Here is a 24,095-nt window from a genome sequence, read left to right on the forward strand (position 1 = left end):
TTATTTTAAGTTAAAAAGAATTATAATGTTTGAATTTATTAAAACTCTTTCAACACAAAATTCTCACCATCAAATACGCCATAGGTAAAATAACTAATCCAATCGCCAAGATTGACATAATTCGCGTTTTCGCCTACTGAGAGAATCATTGGCAAATGGCGATGCCCAAAAATAAGATAATTATAATGTTTGGTTTCTAATTTTCGTTTGGAGTAAAGTACGAGCCATTCGTTTTCTTCGCCAAGGAATTTTACATCTTCATCACCTGAGATTAGTTTGTTTTTGACCGAAAAATACTGCCCTAATTTTACACCAATATCAGGATGAAGCCATCTAAAAAGCCATTTAGAAAACGGATTTGTAAATACTTTTTTCATTCGTTTGTAGCCATTATCGCCTGGACCTTTTCCGTCGCCATGCCCAATCAGGAAAGTTTTTTCGTTAAAAGTATATTCTTGATTATCGTGATAAACAGGAATGTTCAGTTCGTTTTGGAAGTAATCTTCCATCCATAAATCATGGTTTCCCACGAAGAAATAAATAGGAATTCCGCTATCACGAATTTCGGCAAGTTTGCCCAAAATGCGTACAAATCCTTTTGGGACAACGGTTTTGTACTCGAACCAAAAATCGAATAAATCGCCCAATAAGAAAATTGCTTCGGCATCACTTTTAATTTCGTCGAGCCAAGCCACAAATTTTTGTTCTCTAGGAAAACTTAATTCTGGAGTTGGTGCACCAAAATGCTGATCGGAGGCGAAATATATTTTTTTATTTGGTGAGATTTGCATAAAGCTAAAGTACGGTTTTTGAATTACAAATTATCACTTGCAAACCATTCGGCAAAAGAGGATTCTGTTTCTTGCAGTTTTAGTGAAAAAAGAGTGATGTTTTGGGGCAATCTCTTTTTAATTCTATTAGAAAAATCGACCACCATGTTTTCGCTCGTGGGTTGATAATTTACCAAAATGACATGATGCCCACGCATTTTTAGTTCGTTAGCGAGTTCAATATGAGGTGTGGTTTCATTAAAAACTGTGGCATGATCAAACTGATCAACAATTTCTTCTTTTACGATTTTTTTTAAATCCGTAAAGTCGATCACCATTCCGAATTTCACATTATTTCGGTCTTCGATGGGTTTTCCAATTACCGTTACTGACAATTTATAACTGTGTCCGTGTACGTTTTTGCATTTTCCATCGTAACCATATAAAGCATGTCCGGTTTCGAAACTAAATTGTTTTGTGATTCTGATATTGCTCATAACCGTTTTATTTTGAATGCAAATTTAGTAAATCAAGATGAGAAATGGGTTTCAAATCTAGGGTTTAGAATACTGTTTTGTTTTATTCCTTTTAAAATCATAGCAGAATTAATTCAAAAAAAATTATTTTTTGAATTGTGCCAAAGCTGTTTTAGAAAAATCCGAAAGTATTAATTTGCCTGAAATCTCGGCTCTTTCATGAAGTAAAGTATCCCAATTTTGAGTTCCTTCCCAAAATACTTTTTTCATTTCGACTAAAGCTTCTGGATTATAACTGGCTAGTTTGTTAGCGAAAACTATGATTTCTTGGTCTAGTTCTTCATGAGTTTCATAGATTTTGGCGTAAAGCCCTTTTTGGTTTGCCCAAGTTGCGGTTTTCCATTCGTGTGCTGCGAGAGCGATTTCGGTCATGGCGCTTTTTCCAATTTTTCGAGAAACTGCAGGTTCAATTACAAAGGGTCCAATTCCTATAGTGAGTTCAGATAATTTTATGGCGCTTTCACTGGTTGCTAATGCATAATCACAAGCTGCTGCAATGCCAACTCCGCCACCTACTGCTTTACCATGAATTCTACCAACGATTAATTTTGAACAATTTCTCATTGCGTTTAGAACATTAGCAAATCCAGAAAAGAATTTAGTGGCTTGTTCCAGAGTTGAAATTGCTTTTAATTCCTCAAAAGAAGCACCGGCACAAAAAGCTCCAAAACCACTACTTTTTAAAACGATAATTGAAACTAAATTATTATTGCTTAAACTATTTAGTTCAACTGTCAAACGATCTAGTAATTCACTAGGAAAGGAATTGCTTGCGGGATGTTCAAATTCTAGGGTTGCAATTTTGTTTTCTATGGTTGTGAGTAGCGATCCATTTAGGTCTTTTGAGGTCATAGCAATAATTTTTATGCAAAGTTAATAATATTAGTAGCAGCTTGTTCTTTTTTTTGAATTGCTACGAATTTGTTTTTTCTAAATTTGCATTATGCACAATTTATAGTTTATATTTGCGAAAGATTGGGGGATTAGCTCATTTGGCTAGAGCGCTTGCCTGGCAGGCAAGAGGTGGTCGGTTCGAATCCGATATTCTCCACAAAATCCCAAACATTGTTTGGGATTTTTATATTTATTCCTATATTTACTTGCATTTAAGTTTCTCAATTAAATCGAAATTTTTTAAAAATCAGTTTAGATTTCATTAAATTTATTGGTGAAACACATAAGCTACTATTTAAAACTACAACCCAAAAAGCTAGTTCATTTTAGTAATTAAAGTTTTAAAATTAAAAATTTAACAAATAATTAAAAATGAAAACAACAACAATTACATTACTATTATTCGTAAATTTTATAGGTTTTTCTCAACAAAATATTAATAAAACCAAAATGGATATTACTGCCAAAAGAACTAAAATTGCTGTTTACACAACTTCCGAAGGAAGTAATTTGAAACTAAGCAATAATCAAAATTTACTTTTCAAAGATGCTATCCAACCTCTTGAAACACAATCCTGTATTTTTGTAAATCCAAATAACAAATTTCAAACATTTCTTGGAATTGGGGGTGCTATTACTGATGCAAGTGCCGAAGTTTTTGCAAAATTACCAAAAGATAAACAACAAGAATTGCTTGATGCCTACTATAATAAAGTAAAAGGAATTGGGTATTCAATAATAAGAACAACTATTCACAGCAGTGACTTTAGTTCGGGTAGTTATACCTATATTGACGAAGGTGATGCGGCTTTAAAAACTTTTAATATCGAACACGATAAAAATTATAAAATCCCTTTAATTAAAAAAGCTACAGAAACAGCTGGAGGTAAAGTAACTTTATATGCAAGTCCTTGGAGTCCACCAGCTTTTATGAAAGACACTAAAAACATGTTACAAGGCGGTAAATTATTACCGGAATTTTATCAATCTTGGGCTAATTATTATGTAAAATTTATAAATGCGTATCAAAAAGAGGGAATGCCTATTTGGGGTTTAACCATTCAAAATGAACCCATGGCAAAACAAACATGGGAATCGTGTATTTATTCCGCAGAAGAAGAGCGAGATTTTTTAAAAAATTATCTTGGACCTACATTAAAGAAAGCAGCACTTGGTGATAAAAAAATAATTGTTTGGGATCACAATAGGGATTTAATTATGCAAAGAGCAAACGTTATTTTTGACGATCCAGAAGCAAGTAAATATGCATGGGGAATAGGTTTTCACTGGTATGAAACTTGGAGCGGAGGCGAACCTATGTTTGAAAATATTGCAAAATTACACGAAACATATCCCAATAAAAATTTACTATTTACTGAAGGTTGTGTTGAAAAATTTGACCCAGCGAAATATCAATTATGGGCAAATGCAGAAAGATATGGAACCTCAATGATTAATGATTTTAATAACGGAACAGTAGGCTGGACCGATTGGAACATTTTACTTGATGATAAAGGTGGGCCAAATCATGTTGGAAATTTTTGCTTTTCTCCTATTCATGCAGACCTAAATAAAGGAGAATTAATATACACACCTTCTTATTATTATATTGGGCATTTTTCAAAGTTCATTAAGCAAAACGCAAAGAGGATTAGCAGTGTAGCTAGTAGAAGTCAATTACTCACAACTTCTTTTGAAAATTTAAATGGTGAAATTGTTACCATTGTTATGAATTCAACTAATAAAGAAGTTTCTTATTATTTGTATTTAGGAAACCAATCGGTTGAACTTAAAATAGATCCGCAATCAATACAAACCTTAGTGTATTGAAATTTTATAAAAATATAAGTTCCTATTAAAAACCATCTAAAATTTAATTCATTCAATTTTCTTCTAAGAAACACCCAGTCTTATATATTTCCTTAATTTTGCCCAAATATTTATAAAAAGTGGGAAGTAAAAATAAATTAAAAAGGTTCAAGGAAAACGAAACATTCAATAATGTTTTTCAACCAACAAGAGAGGAAGTTGTAGGCGAATTATTTTCTTTAAAAGGAAAATGGAATACTGATTTCTTTAAAAATCAAAATCAATTAGTGCTCGAATTAGGCTGTGGTAAAGGAGAATATTCTGTTGGCTTAGCCGAAAAATATCCGAACAAAAACTTTGTAGGGATTGATATTAAAGGTGCCCGTTTCTGGCGTGGTGCAAAAACTGCTGTCGAAACAGGATTGCACAATGTAGCTTTTATTAGAACTCAAATCGAATTAATTAATTATATTTTTGCCGAAAACGAAGTGGATGAAATTTGGATTACATTTCCTGATCCACAAATAAAATACAAACGCACCAAGCATAGAATGACCAATTCGGAGTTTTTACAATTATATAAAAAAATTCTCAAAAAAGAAGGTGTTGTAAACCTGAAAACCGATAGCGAGTTTATGCACGGTTATACTCTAGGATTGCTTCATGGAGAAGGTCACGAAGTGTTGTATGCCAATCATAATGTCTATGTAAATGAAGGTTCTCCAGAGGAAGTTACTGCTTTTCAGACCTTTTATGAAAAACAATATTTGGAAACTAACAAAGCAATTACCTATATTCGTTTCAGAATTAAAGAATAATTCTTTAAAGGCATGCAACTAGTTTGACTTTTAAGTACCACTTAGACCATACCGAATGAATTTAATTACGCCTTTATTTTTGGGTTTTTTTACTGCCTTTATAGGGATTATTCCTCCAGGATTAATCAATATGACAGCAGCCAAAGTAAATCTTAAAGAGGGTAAAAAAAACGCACTATGGTTTGTTTTAGGAGCTTTAATTATTATTGTTTTTCAGGCTTTTTTTGCAATTCTATTTGCTAAAATAATTAATCGCAGGCCAGATTTAGTAATATTATTGCGAGAAGTGGGACTGGGAATTTTTGTTATGTTAACAATTTACTTTTTATTTTTAGCAAAAAAACCAAAAGACAAAACTAGAAATTTAAAAAAAAATAGCATTACGAATCGATTTTTTCTTGGAATATTACTCTCGGCTATCAATTTTTTCCCTATTCCTTATTATGTATTTGTAAGTATTTCATTGGCCACAGTCAAACTTTTTACATTTGATTTAGCCTCAATTTTAATTTTTGTTACTGGAGTAGTGTTAGGTTCTTTTACTGTTTTTTATTCCTATATCACTTTTTTTAATAGTATAGAAAACAAAACAGATTATATCTTGAAAAACATAAATACAATCATTGGGAGTATAACGGGATTAATATCAATAATTACATTTTTAAATATTATTAAAAACTATTGGTAGTAAAATGACCGACCCTAACGACAATTTTTTTCAAAGAGTTTATACGATTGCAAGACAAATTCCTTATGGGAAAGTCACTTCATATGGTGCAATTGCTAGAGCACTTGGGACTGGTCGTTCTGCAAGAATGGTAGGTTGGGCGATGAATGCAGCTCACAATATAGAAGATGTTCCCGCACATCGTGTTGTAAATAGAAAAGGTTTGCTTACAGGAAAACATCATTTTGATGGGACAAATCTCATGCAACAATTACTCGAAAACGAAGGAATTAGAGTACTTGATAGCCAAATTCAGGATTTTGAAAAACATTTTTGGGAACCTGAAATGGATTTGTAATTAGTTCTTAATCTTCAAATAACAACAAAAACCATCACAAAACTTTATCAATTGTAAATCTAAACTTTAAACGTATAAACTTTTAATCCTTTAAACTTCTTACTATCTTTGTAATCTAAAATTAGTCTTAATTAAGACAAGAAATACGTTATGAAATTAGACAGAGCAACTATCCTTAAAGCATTAGAAACAATAACCATCGCTGGTGAAGGAAAAAACATGGTAGAAAGTGGTGCCATTGCAAACGTAATCACCTTTGGAGATGAAGTAGTAGTAGATTTAGTACTACACACACCAGCAATGCACATCAAAAAAAGAGCTGAGGACGACATCAAAAAAACCATTCTTGAGTTAGTTTCTTCAGACGCCAAAATTAAAATTAATAGTAAAGTCGAATCCCGAGACTTCGGGACAGATAAGCCAGAAATTAAAGGAAAAGCAATTCCTGGAATAAAAAATATAATCGCTGTAGCTTCTGGAAAAGGCGGTGTAGGCAAATCAACAGTAACGGCTAATCTTGCGGTAATACTTGGCAAGATGGGTTTTGCAGTAGGAATTCTCGATGCCGATATATACGGACCATCAATGCCAATCATGTTTGATGTAGAAACCGAAAAACCAATTTCGATAAACGTTGACGGAAAATCCAAAATGAAACCTGTAGAAAGCTACGAAGTCAAAATACTTTCCATCGGGTTTTTTACAGCACCAAGTCAAGCCGTGATTTGGCGTGGACCAATGGCTTCAAAAGCGTTGAACCAAATGATTTTTGATGCCCATTGGGGAGAATTAGACTTTATGCTCATCGATTTACCACCAGGAACTGGCGACATTCATCTTTCGATCATGCAATCACTGCCAATAACTGGCGCAGTTGTAGTAAGCACGCCACAAGCGGTAGCACTTGCCGATGCAAAAAAAGGAGTTTCTATGTTTTTGTCGGATGCTATTAATGTTCCGGTTCTTGGAATCATAGAAAATATGGCGTATTTCACACCCGAAGAATTGCCCAGCAACAAATATTATATCTTTGGAAAAGAAGGAGCAAAAAACCTTGCCGATGATTTACAAGTTCCCTTTCTTGGCGAAATCCCAATAGTGCAATCCATTCGTGAAGCGGGAGATTATGGTCGTCCAGCAGCATTACAAACGGGATCTATTATAGAAACAATATTCGAAGAAGTTACCCGAAATGTAGTGCAAGAAGTAGTAAAAAGAAACCAATTTTTACCCGCTACCGAAGCCATCAAAATAACAACAATGGCAGGATGTTCTGCCGTAAAGGGAAAGTAATTTTAGAAATTGGAACTTGAAAATCCAATACTCTAAATAATCTAAAAAGTCTAAAATATGACAACAGAAGAATTAACCGAGAATATTCAAAAAGCACTCGAAGAAATTCGTCCTTTTTTGAATTCTGATGGTGGAGATATTTCACTTATTTCAATCGAAGACGGCAAACATGTCAAAGTACGCCTTGAAGGAGCATGCACATCTTGTAGTGTTAACCAAATGACATTGAGAGCTGGTGTTGAAACTACCATAAAAAAATATGCTCCGCAAATAGAAACGGTTGTCAATGTTGCTTAAATAGTTTTGGCATATTTCAATCCTAAATAACCAAATCATTATTGGGAAATTATTTTCAATAGCTAACTTTTTATTATTAAAATGGCACAAGATGTTACCATAAAAATCAAAGACCGTGAAGGAATCGTTCACGAATTACAAGCACCAACAGATATGGCCATGAACATCATGGAATTATGCAAAGCCTATGAACTTCCGGTAGAAGGCACATGTGGCGGAATGGCAATGTGCGCTTCGTGTCAATGTTATGTTCTTAATGATGTTGCTTTACCCGAAATGGGCGAAGACGAAGAAGCCATGCTCTCCGAAGCGTTTTATGTAAAGTCTAACAGTAGACTAGGTTGTCAAATTCCAATTACAGAAGATTTAGAAGGATTAGAATTAGAATTGGCGCCAGAATATTAAACAGTGTTTTTTTTAGTTCTTTATTGCAACAGAAGCCTTTGGTAAAATTCGCTCTACAAATTTAGAATACGCGAGTTCCGAAGGATGTAATCCATCAGAGGCGACTAGATTTGGATTAGTTAAACCCATTCTAGTAATGTCGGTAATTTCTACAAATTCAATATTATTTTCTACACAATATTTTTTTGCAAAAGCATTATAATGATCTATTTCCGTAGAAATTTTAGCTAGATTTCCTGTGCGTTGTCCAAAAGGAGTATAAGCATAATCTGGAATCGAAACTACAATTACGTTCGATTTATCTCCTTTTGCTAGTGCAATAGCTTTAGTTGCTAATTCAGGAAATTCCTTTTCATACAACAAAAAATTTTTGTTTTGATATTGATTATTTACCCCAATCAATAGAGTCACTAAATCATAATTAGAAGTTGGATTTTGTATATTTATTTCCGAAAATAAGTTGGAAGTAGTCCAGCCTGTTTGTGCGATAATTTTTAGAGAAAATACAATATTTGGACTCAAATTTTTTAGACTTTTTATTAATTGTTCTGGAAATTTACAGGTTTCACAAACACTTTGACCAATAGTATAACTGTCTCCAAGTGCTATATAATTTAATTCTTTAGGTGTGATTGGTTCAGGGATTTCCGTAGTAGTATTTGTAATTATTTCTTCTGAATTACATGCTAAAATAATTACAAGCACAAAGAGAAAAGCGATTGTTTTATAAATGGTATTCATATTATTTGTTTTATAAATTTACGTAAACTAACAATGAATGGTTTTTTATGTAAATATAAAAAAGCTTCCTGTTTCCAAGAAGCTTTTAGCATTGATATTATATATACTTTAATAGTTGTTTACACTATTTAAAAGCAGGAATTCCAGTAACATCCATACCGGTAATAAGTAAATGAATATCGTGTGTTCCTTCGTAAGTTATCACTGATTCTAAATTCATCATGTGTCTCATGATAGAGTATTCTCCAGTAATTCCCATTCCACCAAGCATTTGTCTTGCTTCGCGTGCAATATGAATGGCCATATCTACATTATTTCTTTTTGCCATTGATATTTGAGCAGTTGTAGCTCTCCCTTCGTTTCTCAAAACACCCAAGCGCCAAGTTAGCAATTGTGCTTTGGTAATTTCGGTAATCATTTCGGCTAATTTTTTTTGTTGCAATTGTGTTCCAGCAATGGGTTTGTCAAATTGGATTCTTTCTTTGGCATATCGCAAAGCCGTGTCATAGCAATCCATTGCGGCACCAATTGCACCCCAAGCAATTCCGTATCGAGCAGAATCTAAACAGCCTAATGGTGCGCCAAGTCCAGATTTATTCGGCAGTAAATTTTCTTTAGGAACTTTTACATTATCAAAAATTAATTCTCCTGTTGATGATGCGCGAAGCGACCATTTGTTATGCGTTTCTGGGGTTGTAAAACCTTCCATGCCACGTTCTACAATCAATCCGTGAATTCTTCCTTCCTCGTTTTTTGCCCAAACGATTGCGATGTCGGCAAAAGGCGCATTCGAAATCCACATTTTGGCACCATTCAAAAGATAATGGTCGCCCATATCTTTAAAATTGGTAATCATACTTCCTGGGTCTGAACCAAAATTAGGTTCGGTTAAACCAAAACAACCCATGAATTCGCCTGTGGCTAGTTTTGGTAAATATTTTTTTCGTTGTGCTTCGTTTCCGTATTTCCAAATGGGATACATAACTAATGACGATTGAACTGATGAGGTCGAACGAACACCAGAATCACCACGCTCAATTTCTTGCATGATTAATCCGTAAGAAATTTGGTCTAATCCTGCTCCACCATATTCTACAGGAATATAGGGTCCAAAACCACCAATTTCTCCCAATCCTTTAATAATTTGTTTCGGAAATTTAGCACGTTGTGCATATTCTTCAATGATAGGCGAAACTTCACGTTTTACCCATGCACGTGCAGAGTCACGAACTAATTTGTGTTCTTCGGTTAATAAATCGTCTAGGTTGTAATAATCGGGTGATTGAAATAAGTCTGGTTTCATCTTTAAGTCATTGTGAATAGCTTGTACTGAGCTTGTCGAAGTAAAGCAATGTGTTACTAATTGTCTTGCAAAGCTACATAAAGAAATATAACAAAACTAATGTAAATTGTTATATTTTTTATAAAACAAAAACATCCTTGACTTTTTGATTACATCTTTAAGTAAAAATCTTTTGTCAATGCAATATATTCTGGTGTGTAAATATGTCTTGAAGTTTCGATAATTAATTGATCGATAACAATGATGGCATTTCCATTTCTGCTAAACGCCAATAAACTGCGTTTGATTTCAGAAGTTGGAGTTCCTTTTACACGCGTGATTTTCATTGGATAAAGTTCAAATTCTTTGGCTAAAGCCAAAATTTTTTCTTCTTCTTTGAAAGGGATTATTACAGAAAAAACTCCGCTTTCAGAAAGTAATAAAGCTGCAGCTTCTATCAATTCTTCAAAAGGCATAGCATCTTGAAAACGGGCTAAATCGCGTTGCTCGTTATTAGTTTTGCAATCTTCGGTATAAAATGGTGGATTGGAAACGATTAAATCGTACTCATCTTCTGGTTCTTCAATGAATTCATCTAATCCGGCATGAAAACAAAATAAACGATCACTCCAAGGCGAGTTTTCGAAATTATCTACAGCTTGTTCATAAGCATTTTCATCTATTTCTAGAGCGTCAATTTGCTGCGCCTGTTCGCCTTTCAGGCTCGAGTGTTCTGTGTTGCTTCTTTGCGCCAGCATTAATGCAATAATTCCAGTTCCAGTCCCAATATCTAAAATGCTAAACGGATTATTTTCAATTGGCGTCCAAGCGCCAAGTAAAACGCCATCGGTTCCAATTTTCATGGCGCATTGGTCTTGTTCTACTGAGAATTGTTTGAATGAAAATGTAGTCAAATTTTTATATTATAAAATTAAACCATTAAGATATTAAGAAAATTAAGACTTAATGAACCTTAATTTCTTAATAGTTCATAAGTAAAAATTAAAGATACATTTCTATTAATCCTTCTGGTAAATCCATGATGACTTTTTTGTTTTCTCGGTCAATTTTAATCAAGAAATGATCAATCATTGGGATAAGAATTTCCGTATCGCCTTTTAGAACTTCAAACAGTGGTTGTGCTGTGGTGTCGTTTATGGATTGGATTTCGCCAACATATCCAAGTCGTTTGTCTTCGACTTCAAAACCTATTACTTCATGAAAGTAGAATTTGTTGCCAGTAAGTTTTGGCAACATATTTAAAGGAAGATAAATGGCGTTGCCCATAATGGCATCAGCATCTTCTTCGGAATTCATATCTTCAAAATGAATGCGGAGAAAATCGTTTTTGTGAAGGGAACAATTTTCAATAAAAAATGGAACCAAGTGTTTGTTGCATTCAACAAACACTGATTCCAAGTTTTCGTATAACTCGGGTTCGTCCGTGTCTAAATAAGCAAGAACTTCCCCTTTGAAACTAAATTTTTTAGCGATTTTACCTAAATAGAAACAATCTTCTTTACGCATCGTCGCCAGAAAATTATGCTTCGGTAGTTTCGTTATTTTCTTCTGCGGCAGGAGTATCGATTACTTCAACAGCAGTTTCAACTTCAGCGACTACTTCAACAGCAGTTTCAACTTCTGTAGTAGCTTCAACTTCAGCAACTACTTCAACAGCAGTTTCAACTTCCGCAACCACTTCAACAGCAGCTTCAACTTCTGGAGTAGCTTCAACTTCAGCAACTACTTCAACAGCAGTTTCTACCTCGGCAACTTCAGCTTCTTCTTCTACAGCAGGATTTTCAGCAGCAATAGCATCGGCTTCGGCTTGTGCAGCTGCAGCTAAACGTTTTGCATTTACTTCTTGTTCTGCTTTGAATGCTTTAGCTTTAGCAGCAACTTCTGCTTTAGATAAACCTTCTTTTTTAGCATCTACTTTTCCAGCTTTTGCTTCTAACCAAGCAGCTAATTTAGCGTCAGCTTGCTCTTGTGTTAAAGCTCCTTTACGAATACCTCCGTCAAGGTGATGTTTCAATAAAGCGCCTTTGTAAGAAAGGATAGCTTTTGCAGTTTCTGTAGGTTGTGCACCATTGTGTAACCATTGTACCGCACTGTCAAGGTTTAATTCGATAGTTGCAGGATTTGTGTTTGGATTGTAAGTACCAATTTTTTCTAGGTATTTACCGTCTCTTTTTGAGCGAGCATCAGCTGCTACAACCCAGTAAAAAGGTTTTCCTTTTTTACCGTGTCTTTGTAATCTAATTTTTACTGACATAATCGTTTGATTAAATTTTGAGGTACTCGACCTCGATTAATTAAGGGTGCAAAGATACATTTTTTTTCGAATGATACTAATTCGATTTGTGTTTTAATTATATAGATTTTGCAATATTTAATTCAGATTGTTTTTTTACCTCAATTTGTTTGTTTTTATCCAAAATAATCTACTTTTGTCTATATAAATGCTTCATAGTTATGAAAAAACTGATTCTATTAACTGTTGTGTTGTTTTCCTTTATTTCTTGTCAAGAAGAAGTGACATTTAATAATCCTTCATTTCAAGGACTTAAAGACAATGTGTTTTGGAGAGCAATCGAATCTAAAGCAACTCTTGCCGGAAATGGCTCTTTGATTATTGAGGCATACACTAGTAAGGAAAAAATAACTTTGAAAACTACTTCTAAGATTGTTCAAACCTACTTTTTAGGAACTAGTACCTCAAAAACAGCTACCTATACTTTAACTGATACTGACGGAACTTTAACTTTTACTACAGGATTTGGCATTGGTGATGGACAAATTGTTATCACTGAATATGACGCTGTAAATAAAACAGTTTCAGGAACTTTTAAATTTAATGCTATAAACACACTCAATAATCCATTGGCTGGACCAACATTAAATTTTCAAAAAGGTGTTTTTTATAAAGTCCCTGTAACTCCCTAGATTACATAAATTAGGATATTATCAATCTCCAAATGAATATTTTATATTTCAGTTTTATGATTTTTATAAAAATAAAAATCATAAATAATCTAATGCATAGTAGATTAGAAAAAAATAAGATTACATTTGTGCCAATTATTTTAAAATAAGTACATATGAATATTTTTGTTGGAAGCCTTCCGTTCAGTATTGAGGAAGCAGATTTAAGAGAGTCTTTCGAGTCTTACGGTGCAGTTGATTCTGTAAAAATTATTACTGATAAATTTACTGGAAGAAGTAAAGGATTCGGTTTTGTTGAAATGTCAAATGATGACGAAGCTCAAAAAGCAATCGATGAATTGAACGGTGCAACTGTTCAAGGTCGTGCAATTGTAGTTAATAAATCTGAGCCAAAACCAGAAGGCGAAAGAAGAAGTTTTAATAGTAACAGTCGTGGTGGAGATTCACGCGGTGGTTATGGTGGTGGAAACAGTCGTGGTGGAGACAACCGCGGAGGTGGAGACAGAGGAGGAAGATATTAATATTCTTTTCAATCATATATAAAAAGGTGTCAATGAAAATTGACACCTTTTTTGTTTATATTCTGTTTGTTGTTTTGACGATAGAGGCGTTGCATTGCAACGTCTCTAAGAATATTTATATTATAGATTAGCAACCAACCAATCTCCAACTTCGCTAGTTGAATATGCTTTGGCTCCTTTTGCAACTAAATCTTCGGTTACAATTCCTTGTTGTAATGATTTGTTAACAACGTTTCGGATTGCTTCGGCTTCTACTTTTAGTCCAAAAGCATCTTCAAACATCATCGCTGCTGATAAAACTGTCGCCAACGGATTGGCAATATTCAATCCCGTAGCTTGTGGATAAGATCCGTGAATGGGTTCGTACAATGAAGTGTGTTCTCCTACAGATGCTGATGGCATTAATCCCATAGAACCTGAAATAACAGAAGCTTCATCGGTAAGAATGTCTCCAAACAAGTTTTCGGTAATCAAGACATCATACGAGTTTGGCCATTGTACCAAACGCATTGCAACTGCATCAACAAATTCGTAGCTAACGGTTACTTCTGGATAGTCTTTTTCCATAGCTTGAACTGTTTCTCTCCATAAACGAGAAGTTTCTAACACGTTTGCTTTATCAACGCAACACAATTTTTTGGTACGTGTCATGGCTAATTCGAAACCCTTTTTTGCCAATCGTTGTACTTCAACTCTAGTGTAAGTACAAGTGTCATAAGCGGTTTCGCCATCATCTTTTCGTCCTTTTTCTCCAAAATAAATTCCACCTGTTAGTTCTCTTAAAAAAACCAAATCCGTTCCTTCGATGCGTTCTCTTTTCAAAGGAGAATTGTCTATCAAAGATGGGAAAGTAAATGTTGGACGAACATTGGCAAATAAACCTAATTTTTTTCGCATTAAAAGCAATCCTTGCTCTGGTCTTACTTTGGCACTTGGATCGTTATCGTATTTTGGATGTCCAATTGCGCCAAACAAAACAGCATCTGCTTTCATACAAATTTCATGGGTTTCATCAGGATAAGGAACGCCAACAGCATCTATAGCACAAGCTCCTGTATGTGCTGGTGTCCAAGTGATTTCGTGATTGAATTTTTTGGCAATTGCATCCGAAACTTTTACCGCTTCGTTGATTACTTCTGGTCCGATTCCGTCTCCGGCTAAAAGGGCTATGTTAAATTTCATTCTTTTTAGTATTTGTTAATTTTTATAGGTTCTAAGGTTCTGAGTGTCTAAGATATTAAGTTTTTTAAATCTCAATGACTTAGAAACTTAGCGACTTAGTATCTCTTTTAATTAATTACATTCAACATTTTTTGTGTAGCAATAATAGCAGCAACCGTTTGGTCTGAATCTAACCCTCTGGTTTTGAATTCTTTCCCGTCGTTTGTCCAAGTGATGATGGTTTCGCACAAAGCATCCGAGCTACTTCCGGGTGGAATTCTCACGGCATAATCAATCAATTTTGGTAATGTCAATTTTTTGCTTTTGTATATTTTTGATAAAGCATTCATAAAAGCATCAAATTGTCCGTCACCTTGTGCATGTTCTTCGATGATTTCGCCATCAATTTTTAAACACAAAGTTGTCGAAGGTCGCAACCCTTTGGAATGAACCAAAATGTATGATTCAATAAGAATTTTGTCTTCATAAGTATGACTGTCCAAAACGTCGGAAATGATGTATGGCAAATCTTCTTTGGTGACGGTTTCTTTTTTGTCGCCTAATTCTATAATTCTTTGGGTAACTAATTTTAAATCTTCAGGATTAAGTTTCAACCCTAATTCTTGAAGATTTTTCTCGATGTTGGCTTTACCCGATGTTTTTCCTAATGCATATTTTCGTTTTCTTCCAAAACGTTCCGGAAGCAAATCATTAAAGTACAAATTGTTTTTATTGTCCCCATCAGCATGAATTCCTGCGGTTTGCGTAAAAACATTGTCGCCTACGATGGGTTTATTGGCCGGAATTCTATAGCCTGTAAAAGTCTCTACGAGTTTGCTTACAGAGTACAATGCGGTTTCTTTTACATTTATTTTAACCTCTGGCATAAAATCATTTAGTACTGCAACAACGCTTTCTAGCGGTGCATTTCCTGCACGTTCTCCCATTCCGTTTACGGTAATGTGTAGTCCGTGGATTCCAGCTTTTACAGCTTCCATAACATTTGCAACGCTTAAATCATAGTCGTTGTGTGCGTGAAAATCAAAATGAATGGTTGGGTATTTGGTAATAATTTTGGATACAAATTCAAAAGTATCTGATGGAATTAGTACGCCCAAAGTATCAGGTAATAATATTCTTTTGACGGGTTGTGTTACCAAAAAATCTAAATATTGGAAGACATATTCTGGAGAATTTCGCATTCCGTTACTCCAATCTTCGAGATACACATTGGTTTCGATATTATTTTCTTGTGCCAAAGCTATGGTTTGAGCAATTTCGGCAAAGTGCTGTTCAGGTGTTTTTTTTAATTGATGTGTTAAATGATTCAGAGAACCTTTGGTCAATAAATTTTGAACTTTTGCGCCGGTTTTTTTCATCCAATCGATTGAAAGTCCACCATCTACAAAAGTTAATACTTCGATTTGATGTGTGTAATTTTTCTCTTTTGCCCAAGTCATAATGCCTTTTACGCCTTGAAACTCGCCTTCGCTAACGCGTGCAGATGCAATTTCGATTCGATCAATATTTAATTCCTCGAGTAATAATTGTGCAATGGTTAATTTTTCTGCAGCAGAAAATGACACGCCTGATGTTTGTTCGCCATCACGAAGTGTGGTATCCATTATTTCAATTTTTCTTTTTTCCATGTTTTTATTTATGTCAACAATGTCGAATGTCTTAATTTACCTCAATTTCAAACAAACTCAATGTTATTCCTTCATAATGTTTGGGTAAACCGTCATAATCTGGAGTAATAATTCCCAAGAAATCAAAACCACATTTTTGATAATAGTCAATTAAAGACTGATTGTCTCCCCATGTATCCATTCTCAAAAAATCTAATTTTTTTTCTTTTGCAAATGACAAACCCCATTCGATTATTTTTTCTACAAAATGGTTTCCTCTAAATTTCGGATGCGTCACTATTCGATGAAAATAAACGGCTTTGTCACTGTTTTTTTCTTTCCAAATACTTTTGTCTTCGAAAGTTATCGCAAAAACACAAGCAATTTTATCATCAATAATTACTTTCCATTGCCTATTTTCAGAAATTTCTTTTTCAACCAATTCTCTATCAAAACCTTGCCATTGTTTATTGAATTTGGTTTTTTGATATTCAATAGCCAAATCATAAAATTTAAAAATTTCGTCAATATCATGAATTGTGCTTGGCTTGAAAATCATTTTCTTTTTTTTAGGTTTTAAAAACCTGACAGGTGAAATCAAGATTGTTTTTAATATGGCAATTTATCAGCAAATTCAACAATGTCCTTTTTAATGTTTTGCAAATAATCAATATCATCAAAACCATTGACCATATTGTCTTTTTTGTAACCGCTGATATCAAAAGATTCTTTTTCGCCAGTTGCCAAAAGCGTAATGGTTTGCGCTGGTAAGTTGATTTCCAATTCAGTTTTTGGATCTGCTTCAATCGCCTTAAAAATAGTTTCAGCAAATTCTGGACTCACTTGAACAGGTAAAACGCCAATGTTCAAACAGTTTCCTTTGAAGATGTCAGCAAAGAAACTAGAAACAACCGCACGAAATCCATAATCATAAACTGCCCAAGCTGCGTGCTCTCTTGAAGAACCTGAACCGAAGTTTTTTCCTCCAACAAGAATTTTTCCGCTGTAAGTTGTATTGTTCAATACGAAATCTACTTTTGGAGAATCATCTCCGTTGTATCTCCAGTCTCTGAAAAGATTGTCCCCAAAGGCTTCACGTTTCGTAGCTTTCAAGAAACGAGCTGGGATGATTTGATCTGTATCTACGTTTTCTATTGGTAGTGGCACTGCACTACTGGTAAGGATATTAAATTTATCGTATGCCATTTGATTTTTGATTTTTGATTAACGATTCTTGATTTATGATTTGCCGTGAGGAAAATGAATCGTAATCGTTACTATTGTTTTTTTTAATCTATTTTTTAATCTGATGAAATATAAAAAATCTGAAATTTGTCGACTAACAAAATCTGAAATAAAAAATCGTTAATCTACATTCTGAAATCCTTTAAAATAAGTCTCTAGGATCCGTTAATTTTCCTGTAACTGCAGCAGCTGCAGCCATAATTGGACTAGCCAATAAAGTTCTAGAACCTGGTCCTTGACGACCTTCGAAGTTTCTGTTTGAAGTACTTACCGCATATTTTCCTGCAGGAACTTTATCATCGTTCATTGCTAAACAAGCCGAACAACCTGGTTGACGCAATACAAAACCAGCTTCAGTAAGAATATCCAAAAGTCCTTCTTCCTTGATTTGTGCCTCTACAACGTGAGAACCTGGAACCAACCAAGCGGTAACATTTTCTGCTTTTTGTCGCCCTTTCACAATTTCGGTAAAAGCCCTAAAATCTTCAATTCTACCATTGGTACAACTTCCCAAGAAAACATAGTCGATTGTTTTTCCTATCATTACATCATCTTCTTCAAAGCCCATATAAGCCAAAGATTTTTTATACGTTTCTTCACCACCTTCCACTTGGTTGGCGTTTGGAATGTTTTTTGTGATGCCAATTCCCATTCCAGGATTAGTTCCGTAAGTAATCATGGGTTCGATATCTGCTGCATCTATATTCAATTCTGCATCAAAAACAGCATCGGTATCGGTTTTTAGAGTTTTCCAATAGGCAACCGCTTTTGTCCAAGCTTCACCTTTTGGAGCGTATAATCTTCCTTCTAAGAAATCGAAAGTTTTTTGGTCAGGTGCAATCATTCCTCCACGAGCGCCCATTTCGATACTCAAGTTACAAACGGTCATACGACCTTCCATAGACATATCTTCAAAAACATTTCCTGCATATTCAGCAAAATATCCTGTACCACCAGAAGTTGTTAATTGAGAAATAATATATAATGCCACATCTTTTGGACCAACACCTTTGCTTAGTGTTCCATTTACGTTGATGCGCATTTTCTTTGGTTTTGGCTGCATAATACATTGCGTAGCCATAACCATTTCTACCTCCGAAGTACCTATACCAAAAGCGATACAACCAAAAGCTCCGTGTGTAGAAGTATGTGAATCTCCACAAACGATTGTTGCGCCTGGTAAAGTAATTCCGTTTTCAGGACCTACTACGTGAACAATTCCATTTTTTTTATGACCTAATCCCCAGTGTGAAATACCATATTCTGCTGCGTTATCTTCCAACGCTTTTAACTGATTGGCAGATAATGCGTCTTCAACAGGTAAATGTTGGTTTATTGTGGGTGTGTTGTGATCGGCAGTTGCGAAAGTGCGTTCTGGATATAAAACCGAAATTCCTCTTTCCTTTAGACCTAAAAAAGCAACAGGACTGGTAACTTCGTGAATGAAATGACGGTCAATAAAAAACACGTCTGGTCCATCCTCAATTTTACGCACCACGTGCGAATCCCATACTTTGTCGAATAATGTAGTACTCATTTTTATCTATTTTATTAAATATTTTTCTGTTTTGGAACAATGTGAGCAAATTTAAAAAAAGAAATAATTTTGTCAATTTTATTATTTGCTTATATACGATACCCAAAATTGTTTTAGTACACTTTATAGCTTCTGTTTATTTGTTAGGGATTTTTTTTTCGATTTAATTTTCTAACTAATTTTTGATTTCTGTACTTTCTTTTGCTTTAGAACATACTATAAACAAATTTATGATTTCAATAAAATTTTAATACAAATGACACATTTCTTTATAAATAGCTCAATGAAATAAAGAATAAACTTGATAATTTATAAATTTTGCACATCGAAATGCTTTGTCTGGTTATTAGTATTTTACATTTTTTATACTTTATAATTTTAAAAAAAAATCGTTTGTTTTAGGATTTAAAAGAAGGTATTGCTGATATTTTTGATAAATTACTACGACATCCAAAAAAACAGAATTGTTAAATTATTTGGTTTTTTCTTTTCCATTTTTGTTAATAACTTACACAACTTTTTAGCCTAAAAAATTCTAAATTTGAAAATTGCTAAATGTATTTTTTAGCAATTTCAAAGCATTAAAATTCAACTATGTATTTAATTTTCGATACCGAAACCACAGGATTACCCAAGCGTTGGGGTGCACCCATTTCCGACACGGACAATTGGCCGCGTTGTATTCAAATTGCTTGGCAACTCCACGATGATATGGGAAAACTCATCGAGCATCAGGATTATTTAGTCAGGCCAGACGGATTCAATATTCCGTATGATGCCGAGAGAATTCACGGTATTTCGACTGAATTAGCCGAAGCTGAAGGAATTCCTTTGGTTGAAGTTTTAGAAAAATTCAATAGTGCTCTATCGAAAACTAAATTTATTGTAGGCCAGAATCTGGGTTTTGACATCAATATTATGGGTTGCGAATTTCATAGATTGGGCGTTGAAAGTCCAATGAGCTCGATGCCAATTCTTGATACTTGTACCGAAGTTACGGCTTCTTTATTAAAACTTCCGGGTGGTCGTGGTGGAAAATTCAAATTACCAACGTTAACAGAATTGCACTCCTATCTTTTTAACAAACCTTTCTCCGAAGCGCACAATGCCACTGCCGATGTTGAGGCAACCACACGTTGCTTTTTCGAATTAATTCGTACTGAAGTTTTTACCAAAAAAGACCTCGAAGTTTCGCACGAATATTTCGAGGATTTCCAATTAAAAAATCCTCGTGAAATTCAACTCATCGGATTACAACATATTAATTTAAAGGAAGCATCTGAAAAAATTCGCCAACAATTAGGAGGTCAACAAACGGAAACTATTTCGAAACAGAAACTTTCAGATAATAAACAAATTTTAATCGATTCTGATTTTGTGCATTTGCACAATCATACCCAATTTTCGGTATTGCAGTCCACAATCAGCGTTGCGGCTCTGGTAAAAGCAGCTTCTCAGCAAAAAATGCCCGCAGTAGCAATTACCGATCACGCCAATTTAATGGGTGCTTTTCACTTTGTTCGGGATATTTTATACCATAACAAATCGGCTGAAGCCAAGAACAAAGAAGCTATTGAAAAAGGTGAAAAACCTAGCGAAGTTTCCATAAAACCTATCGTTGGCTGCGAATTTTATGTATGTGAAGATCATAAAAACAAGTCTCACAAAGACAATGGTTACCAAATCGTGCTTTTGGCGAAGACCAAAAAAGGCTATCACAATTTGGCCAAAATGTCTTCGATTGCGTACACCGAAGGGTTTTATTATGTGCCCAGAATCGACCGAAAAGTAATTCAACAATATAAAGAAGATATTATTGTTTTGTCAGGTAATCTTAATGGGGAAATTCCAAGTAAGATTTTGAATTTGGGCGAAAACCAAGCCGAAGAAGCTTTGATTTGGTGGAAAAAAGAATTTGGCGAAGATTGCTACATCGAAGTGATGCGTCACAATCAGGAAGACGAAAATCGGGTTAACGAAACTTTAATTTCATTGGCACGAAAACACGATGTCAAAATAGTTGCGACTAATAATACATTTTACATCGAGAAAGACAACGCTAATGCGCACGATATTTTATTGTGTGTAAAAGAGGGCGAAAAGCAATCTACGCCAATAGGTCGTGGTCGCGGTTATCGTTATGGTTTGCCCAATCAGGAATATTATTTCAAGTCGGGCGCTGAAATGAAGAAAAACTTCAACGATTTGCCAGAAGCAATCTCTAACATTGCTGAAATTGTCGATAAAATCGAAATTTACAATTTGGCACGCGAAGTTTTGCTTCCCAAATTTGAAATTCCGATCGAATATACTGTTCCACAAGATGCGATAGACGGTGGCGTTCGAGGCGAAAATACCTATTTGAAAAACCTCACATTTATTGGAGCTAACAAACGCTACAAAGAAATCACTCCAGAAATTCAAGAAAGATTGGATTTTGAATTGTTAACTATCGAAAATTCCGGTTATCCAGGTTATTTTTTGATTGTTCAGGATTTTATTGCAGCTGCACGAAAAATGGGTGTGTCTGTTGGTCCTGGACGTGGTTCTGCAGCCGGTTCCGTTGTAGCATATTGTCTCGGAATCACTAATATTGACCCGCTTTTGTACAATTTGCTTTTTGAAAGATTTTTGAATCCTGACCGAGTTTCACTTCCCGATATCGATATTGATTTTGATGATGAAGGACGAAGCAAAGTAATGGATTATGTAATCAATAAATACGGATCGAAACAAGTAGCACAAATCATCACTTATGGAACGATGGCAGCCAAATCAGCTATTCGTGACACAGCGAGAGTGCTGGATTTGCCCCTTTTTGAAGCGGATAAAATAGCCAAACTCATCCCAAATTTAATTCCATCTAAATGGAGTTTGTCCCGGTTTTTGAAAGATGCCGAAGGCGATATCAAGAAAATTTTACGTCCTGAAGATTTCGAAAAAATAAAAGAATTAATTGGAATTTCAAAGGAAGATGACCTGAGTGGCGAGACCATTCAGCAGGCAAAAGTCTTGGAAGGAAACCTCAGAAACACTGGAATTCACGCTTGTGGAGTGATTATTACACCCAGTGATATTACTGATTTTGTTCCTGTGGCTACAGCCAAAGACAGTGATTTATATGTCACACAATTTGACAACTCAGTTGTGGAAAGTGCGGGTTTGTTGAAAATGGATTTCTTGGGTTTGAAAACCCTAACTTTGATAAAAGACACCGTTAAATTAGTAAAATACAGAACCGGAAAAGACCTCAATCCAGACGAATTTCCTATCGATGACGTGAAAACTTACGAGCTTTTTCAGCGTGGCGAAACCGTGGGTATTTTTCAATACGAATCGCCTGGAATGCAAAAATACCTTAAAGAGCTAAAACCAACCGTTTTTCCTGATTTAATTGCAATGAATGCTCTGTATCGTCCCGGACCAATCGCTTATATTCCGAGTTTTGTCAAGCGAAAAAACGGAGAGGAAGACATTGTTTATGACCTTGATGTTTGCGAAGAATTGCTAAAAGATACTTACGGAATCACAGTTTATCAAGAACAAGTAATGCTTTTGTCTCAAAAACTGGCGGATTTCTCGAAAGGTGATGCCGACGTTTTGCGTAAAGCAATGGGAAAAAAGCAAAAGGATGTTTTGGATAAAATGAAACCAAAATTTATCAGTCAGGCTGTCGCCAAAGGGCATCCCGAAGACAAATTGGAGAAAATCTGGAAAGACTGGGAAGCCTTTGCAGAATATGCTTTCAACAAATCGCATTCGACTTGTTATGCTTGGATTGCATACCAAACCGCATACTTAAAAGCAAATTATCCAGCCGAATATATGGCAGCGGTTTTATCTAATAATATGAGTGACATCAAGCAGGTTTCCTTTTTTATGGAGGAATGCAAACGAATGGGATTAAAAGTTCTAGGTCCAGACGTGAACGAGTCCTTTTATAAATTTACGGTAAATGATGATTATGCCGTTCGTTTTGGTATTGGAGCCGTAAAAGGAGTTGGAATGTCCGCAGTCGAAACGATTGTCGAAAACAGAAAAACAACAAAATACAAGTCTATTTTTGATTTAACCAAACGCATTGATTTGCGTGCTGCCAATAAAAAAGCATTGGAAAACTTAGCCTTAGCTGGTGGTTTTGATTCTTTTTCAGGCGTAACAAGAGCACAGTATTTTCACGATGATGGCGATGGAATTACGTTCTACGAAAAAGCGATTCGGTATGGCGCCAAGTTTCAGGAGAACGAAAATTCAGCACAAGTGAGTTTATTTGGCGAAAGCAGCGATGTTCAAATTGCTGAACCAGTTGTGCCGCCTTGTGAGGATTGGAGCACGATGGAAAAATTGGCAAAAGAAAAGGAAGTGGTTGGGATTTATATTTCAGGTCATCCACTGGATGATTTTAAATTTGAGATGAAATATTTCTGTAATTCTAAATTAGAATCGTTGAAAGATTTGAATCAATTCATAAATAAAAACTTAACTTTTGGAGGCATTATTAGCAATGTGCAACACCGTATTGCCAAAAACGGCAAGGGTTGGGCATTATTCAATCTCGAAGGATATGACGAGAGTTATGAATTCAAAATTTTTGGAGAAGAATATATGAAAAACCGACATTACTTGATTCCAAATAGTTTTACGTATATAAAAGTATTGGTAAAAGAAGGTTGGATCGATAGAGATACAGGCAAAAAAGGAGATCCAAGATTACAATTTTCAGAATTTAAAATGTTGCAAGATGTATTTGAAAATTTCGCCAAAAAACTAAATATTTTATTGGACATAAAAGATTTAAACGCCGATTTTATTTCGAAACTGAATGCAGTATTTCAAGCCAACAAAGGCGATAATACGGTTGCTTTTGAAATTATGGAGTTAGAAAAAATAAAATTACAGCCTATAGTTTCAGAAGAAGTTATTCCTGAAATCAAACTAGAAGAACTAATAGAAACAGCGTTATTTGATGATGAAATACCAGATGAACCCGCCGTTTTTACAGATGAAATTCTTGAAGATGAAGAAGTGACTTTAATAGAAACAATTTCAGATTCAGAGCTTTTGGTAGAAGAAACAAAAGTCATTACCCATATATCGATGCCAAGCCGAAAGTTGAAAATTAAGATTTCGAATGAATTATTGATGGAGTTGGAGAAGATGCAAGTTAATTTTAAGTTGAATTAAATC

General features: G+C 34.8%; 22 protein-coding genes, 1 tRNA gene and 1 pseudogene. 11 read left to right on the top strand and 13 right to left on the bottom strand.

Annotated features, from left to right (window positions below):
- Positions 1-38 precede the first annotated feature (38 nt).
- The 3 genes from RMO53_RS08125 to RMO53_RS08135 form a co-directional block, all read right to left on the bottom strand.
- Complete coding sequence (locus RMO53_RS08125; protein WP_310379527.1) at positions 39-791, bottom strand: UDP-2,3-diacylglucosamine diphosphatase; 753 nt, start codon at positions 789-791, stop codon at positions 39-41.
- Between the two features lie 23 nt (positions 792-814).
- Positions 815-1,267 carry a 6-carboxytetrahydropterin synthase gene (locus RMO53_RS08130; protein WP_310379529.1) on the bottom strand — a complete coding sequence of 151 codons (453 nt, stop codon included), beginning with the start codon at positions 1,265-1,267 and terminating at the stop codon, positions 815-817.
- Positions 1,268-1,390: 123 nt separating this feature from the next.
- Complete coding sequence (locus RMO53_RS08135; protein ID WP_310379531.1) at positions 1,391-2,158, bottom strand: enoyl-CoA hydratase/isomerase family protein; 768 nt, start codon at positions 2,156-2,158, stop codon at positions 1,391-1,393.
- Between the two features lie 125 nt (positions 2,159-2,283).
- On the opposite strand from RMO53_RS08135, the gene RMO53_RS08140 reads away from it, so the two are divergent.
- From RMO53_RS08140 to RMO53_RS08175, 8 genes are all read left to right on the top strand, one after another.
- A tRNA-Ala gene (locus RMO53_RS08140) sits at positions 2,284-2,357 on the top strand.
- A 215-nt stretch (positions 2,358-2,572) separates the two neighbouring features.
- Entirely contained in the window at positions 2,573-4,030 is a 1,458-nt protein-coding gene (locus RMO53_RS08145; protein ID WP_310379533.1) for a glycoside hydrolase family 30 protein, read from the top strand.
- Positions 4,031-4,149: 119 nt separating this feature from the next.
- Positions 4,150-4,827: a tRNA (guanosine(46)-N7)-methyltransferase TrmB gene (gene trmB / locus RMO53_RS08150; protein WP_310379536.1), complete on the top strand. Its 678-nt coding sequence runs from the start codon at positions 4,150-4,152 to the stop codon at positions 4,825-4,827.
- A 55-nt stretch (positions 4,828-4,882) separates the two neighbouring features.
- Positions 4,883-5,515, top strand: coding sequence for a LysE family transporter (locus RMO53_RS08155; protein ID WP_310379538.1), 633 nt, complete (start codon positions 4,883-4,885; stop codon positions 5,513-5,515).
- 4 nt (positions 5,516-5,519) lie between these two features.
- The gene (locus tag RMO53_RS08160) at positions 5,520-5,852 is read left to right on the top strand and encodes an MGMT family protein (protein WP_310379540.1); all 333 of its coding nucleotides are present in this window, start codon (positions 5,520-5,522) and stop codon (positions 5,850-5,852) included.
- 150 nt (positions 5,853-6,002) lie between these two features.
- On the top strand, positions 6,003-7,145 hold the full coding sequence (locus RMO53_RS08165; RefSeq protein WP_310379542.1) for an Mrp/NBP35 family ATP-binding protein: 1,143 nt from the start codon (positions 6,003-6,005) through the stop codon (positions 7,143-7,145).
- Positions 7,146-7,202: 57 nt separating this feature from the next.
- Positions 7,203-7,442: a NifU family protein gene (locus tag RMO53_RS08170; RefSeq protein ID WP_310379544.1), complete on the top strand. Its 240-nt coding sequence runs from the start codon at positions 7,203-7,205 to the stop codon at positions 7,440-7,442.
- Between the two features lie 81 nt (positions 7,443-7,523).
- Positions 7,524-7,847, top strand: coding sequence for a 2Fe-2S iron-sulfur cluster-binding protein (locus RMO53_RS08175; protein ID WP_310379546.1), 324 nt, complete (start codon positions 7,524-7,526; stop codon positions 7,845-7,847).
- Positions 7,848-7,859: 12 nt separating this feature from the next.
- Here the strand turns inward: RMO53_RS08175 and RMO53_RS08180 are convergent, their stop codons facing one another.
- The 5 genes and pseudogenes from RMO53_RS08180 to RMO53_RS08200 form a co-directional block, all read right to left on the bottom strand.
- Positions 7,860-8,588: an SGNH/GDSL hydrolase family protein gene (locus RMO53_RS08180; RefSeq protein WP_310379548.1), complete on the bottom strand. Its 729-nt coding sequence runs from the start codon at positions 8,586-8,588 to the stop codon at positions 7,860-7,862.
- 124 nt (positions 8,589-8,712) lie between these two features.
- Positions 8,713-9,891, bottom strand: a complete 1,179-nt coding sequence (locus RMO53_RS08185) for an acyl-CoA dehydrogenase family protein (RefSeq protein ID WP_310379550.1) — start codon at positions 9,889-9,891, stop codon at positions 8,713-8,715.
- A 149-nt stretch (positions 9,892-10,040) separates the two neighbouring features.
- On the bottom strand, positions 10,041-10,733 hold the full coding sequence (locus RMO53_RS08190) for a methyltransferase (protein ID WP_310379630.1): 693 nt from the start codon (positions 10,731-10,733) through the stop codon (positions 10,041-10,043).
- A 139-nt stretch (positions 10,734-10,872) separates the two neighbouring features.
- On the bottom strand, positions 10,873-11,397 hold the full coding sequence (gene rimM, locus RMO53_RS08195; protein WP_310379552.1) for a ribosome maturation factor RimM: 525 nt from the start codon (positions 11,395-11,397) through the stop codon (positions 10,873-10,875).
- Between the two features lie 196 nt (positions 11,398-11,593).
- A pseudogene (locus RMO53_RS08200) lies at positions 11,594-12,145 on the bottom strand (30S ribosomal protein S16); the annotation flags it as partial.
- 200 nt (positions 12,146-12,345) lie between these two features.
- On the opposite strand from RMO53_RS08200, the gene RMO53_RS08205 reads away from it, so the two are divergent.
- Both RMO53_RS08205 and RMO53_RS08210 read left to right on the top strand, forming a co-directional pair.
- A complete protein-coding gene (locus RMO53_RS08205) occupies positions 12,346-12,816 on the top strand; it encodes a DUF6252 family protein (RefSeq protein WP_310379554.1) in 471 nt (156 codons plus the stop codon).
- A 155-nt stretch (positions 12,817-12,971) separates the two neighbouring features.
- A complete protein-coding gene (locus RMO53_RS08210; protein ID WP_310379555.1) occupies positions 12,972-13,337 on the top strand; it encodes an RNA-binding protein in 366 nt (121 codons plus the stop codon).
- 120 nt (positions 13,338-13,457) lie between these two features.
- Here RMO53_RS08210 and leuB read toward each other — a convergent pair whose 3' ends face one another.
- The 5 genes from leuB to leuC form a co-directional block, all read right to left on the bottom strand.
- Positions 13,458-14,519 carry a 3-isopropylmalate dehydrogenase gene (leuB, locus tag RMO53_RS08215; protein ID WP_310379556.1) on the bottom strand — a complete coding sequence of 354 codons (1,062 nt, stop codon included), beginning with the start codon at positions 14,517-14,519 and terminating at the stop codon, positions 13,458-13,460.
- A 107-nt stretch (positions 14,520-14,626) separates the two neighbouring features.
- On the bottom strand, positions 14,627-16,147 hold the full coding sequence (locus RMO53_RS08220) for an alpha-isopropylmalate synthase regulatory domain-containing protein (RefSeq protein ID WP_310379557.1): 1,521 nt from the start codon (positions 16,145-16,147) through the stop codon (positions 14,627-14,629).
- Positions 16,148-16,178: 31 nt separating this feature from the next.
- Positions 16,179-16,685: a GNAT family N-acetyltransferase gene (locus RMO53_RS08225; protein WP_310379559.1), complete on the bottom strand. Its 507-nt coding sequence runs from the start codon at positions 16,683-16,685 to the stop codon at positions 16,179-16,181.
- A gap of 50 nt (positions 16,686-16,735) precedes the next feature.
- Positions 16,736-17,332 (bottom strand): 3-isopropylmalate dehydratase small subunit, encoded by a 597-nt coding sequence (gene leuD, locus RMO53_RS08230; RefSeq protein WP_310379561.1) that lies wholly within the window; start codon positions 17,330-17,332, stop codon positions 16,736-16,738.
- Between the two features lie 181 nt (positions 17,333-17,513).
- Entirely contained in the window at positions 17,514-18,908 is a 1,395-nt protein-coding gene (gene leuC, locus RMO53_RS08235; RefSeq protein ID WP_310379563.1) for a 3-isopropylmalate dehydratase large subunit, read from the bottom strand.
- Between the two features lie 594 nt (positions 18,909-19,502).
- Here leuC and dnaE point away from each other — a divergent pair.
- Positions 19,503-24,092, top strand: coding sequence for a DNA polymerase III subunit alpha (gene dnaE / locus RMO53_RS08240; RefSeq protein ID WP_310379565.1), 4,590 nt, complete (start codon positions 19,503-19,505; stop codon positions 24,090-24,092).
- Positions 24,093-24,095 lie beyond the last annotated feature (3 nt).

The sequence above is a fragment of the Flavobacterium sp. genome (assembly GCF_031409475.1).
Taxonomy (GTDB): Bacteria; Bacteroidota; Bacteroidia; order Flavobacteriales; family Flavobacteriaceae; genus Flavobacterium.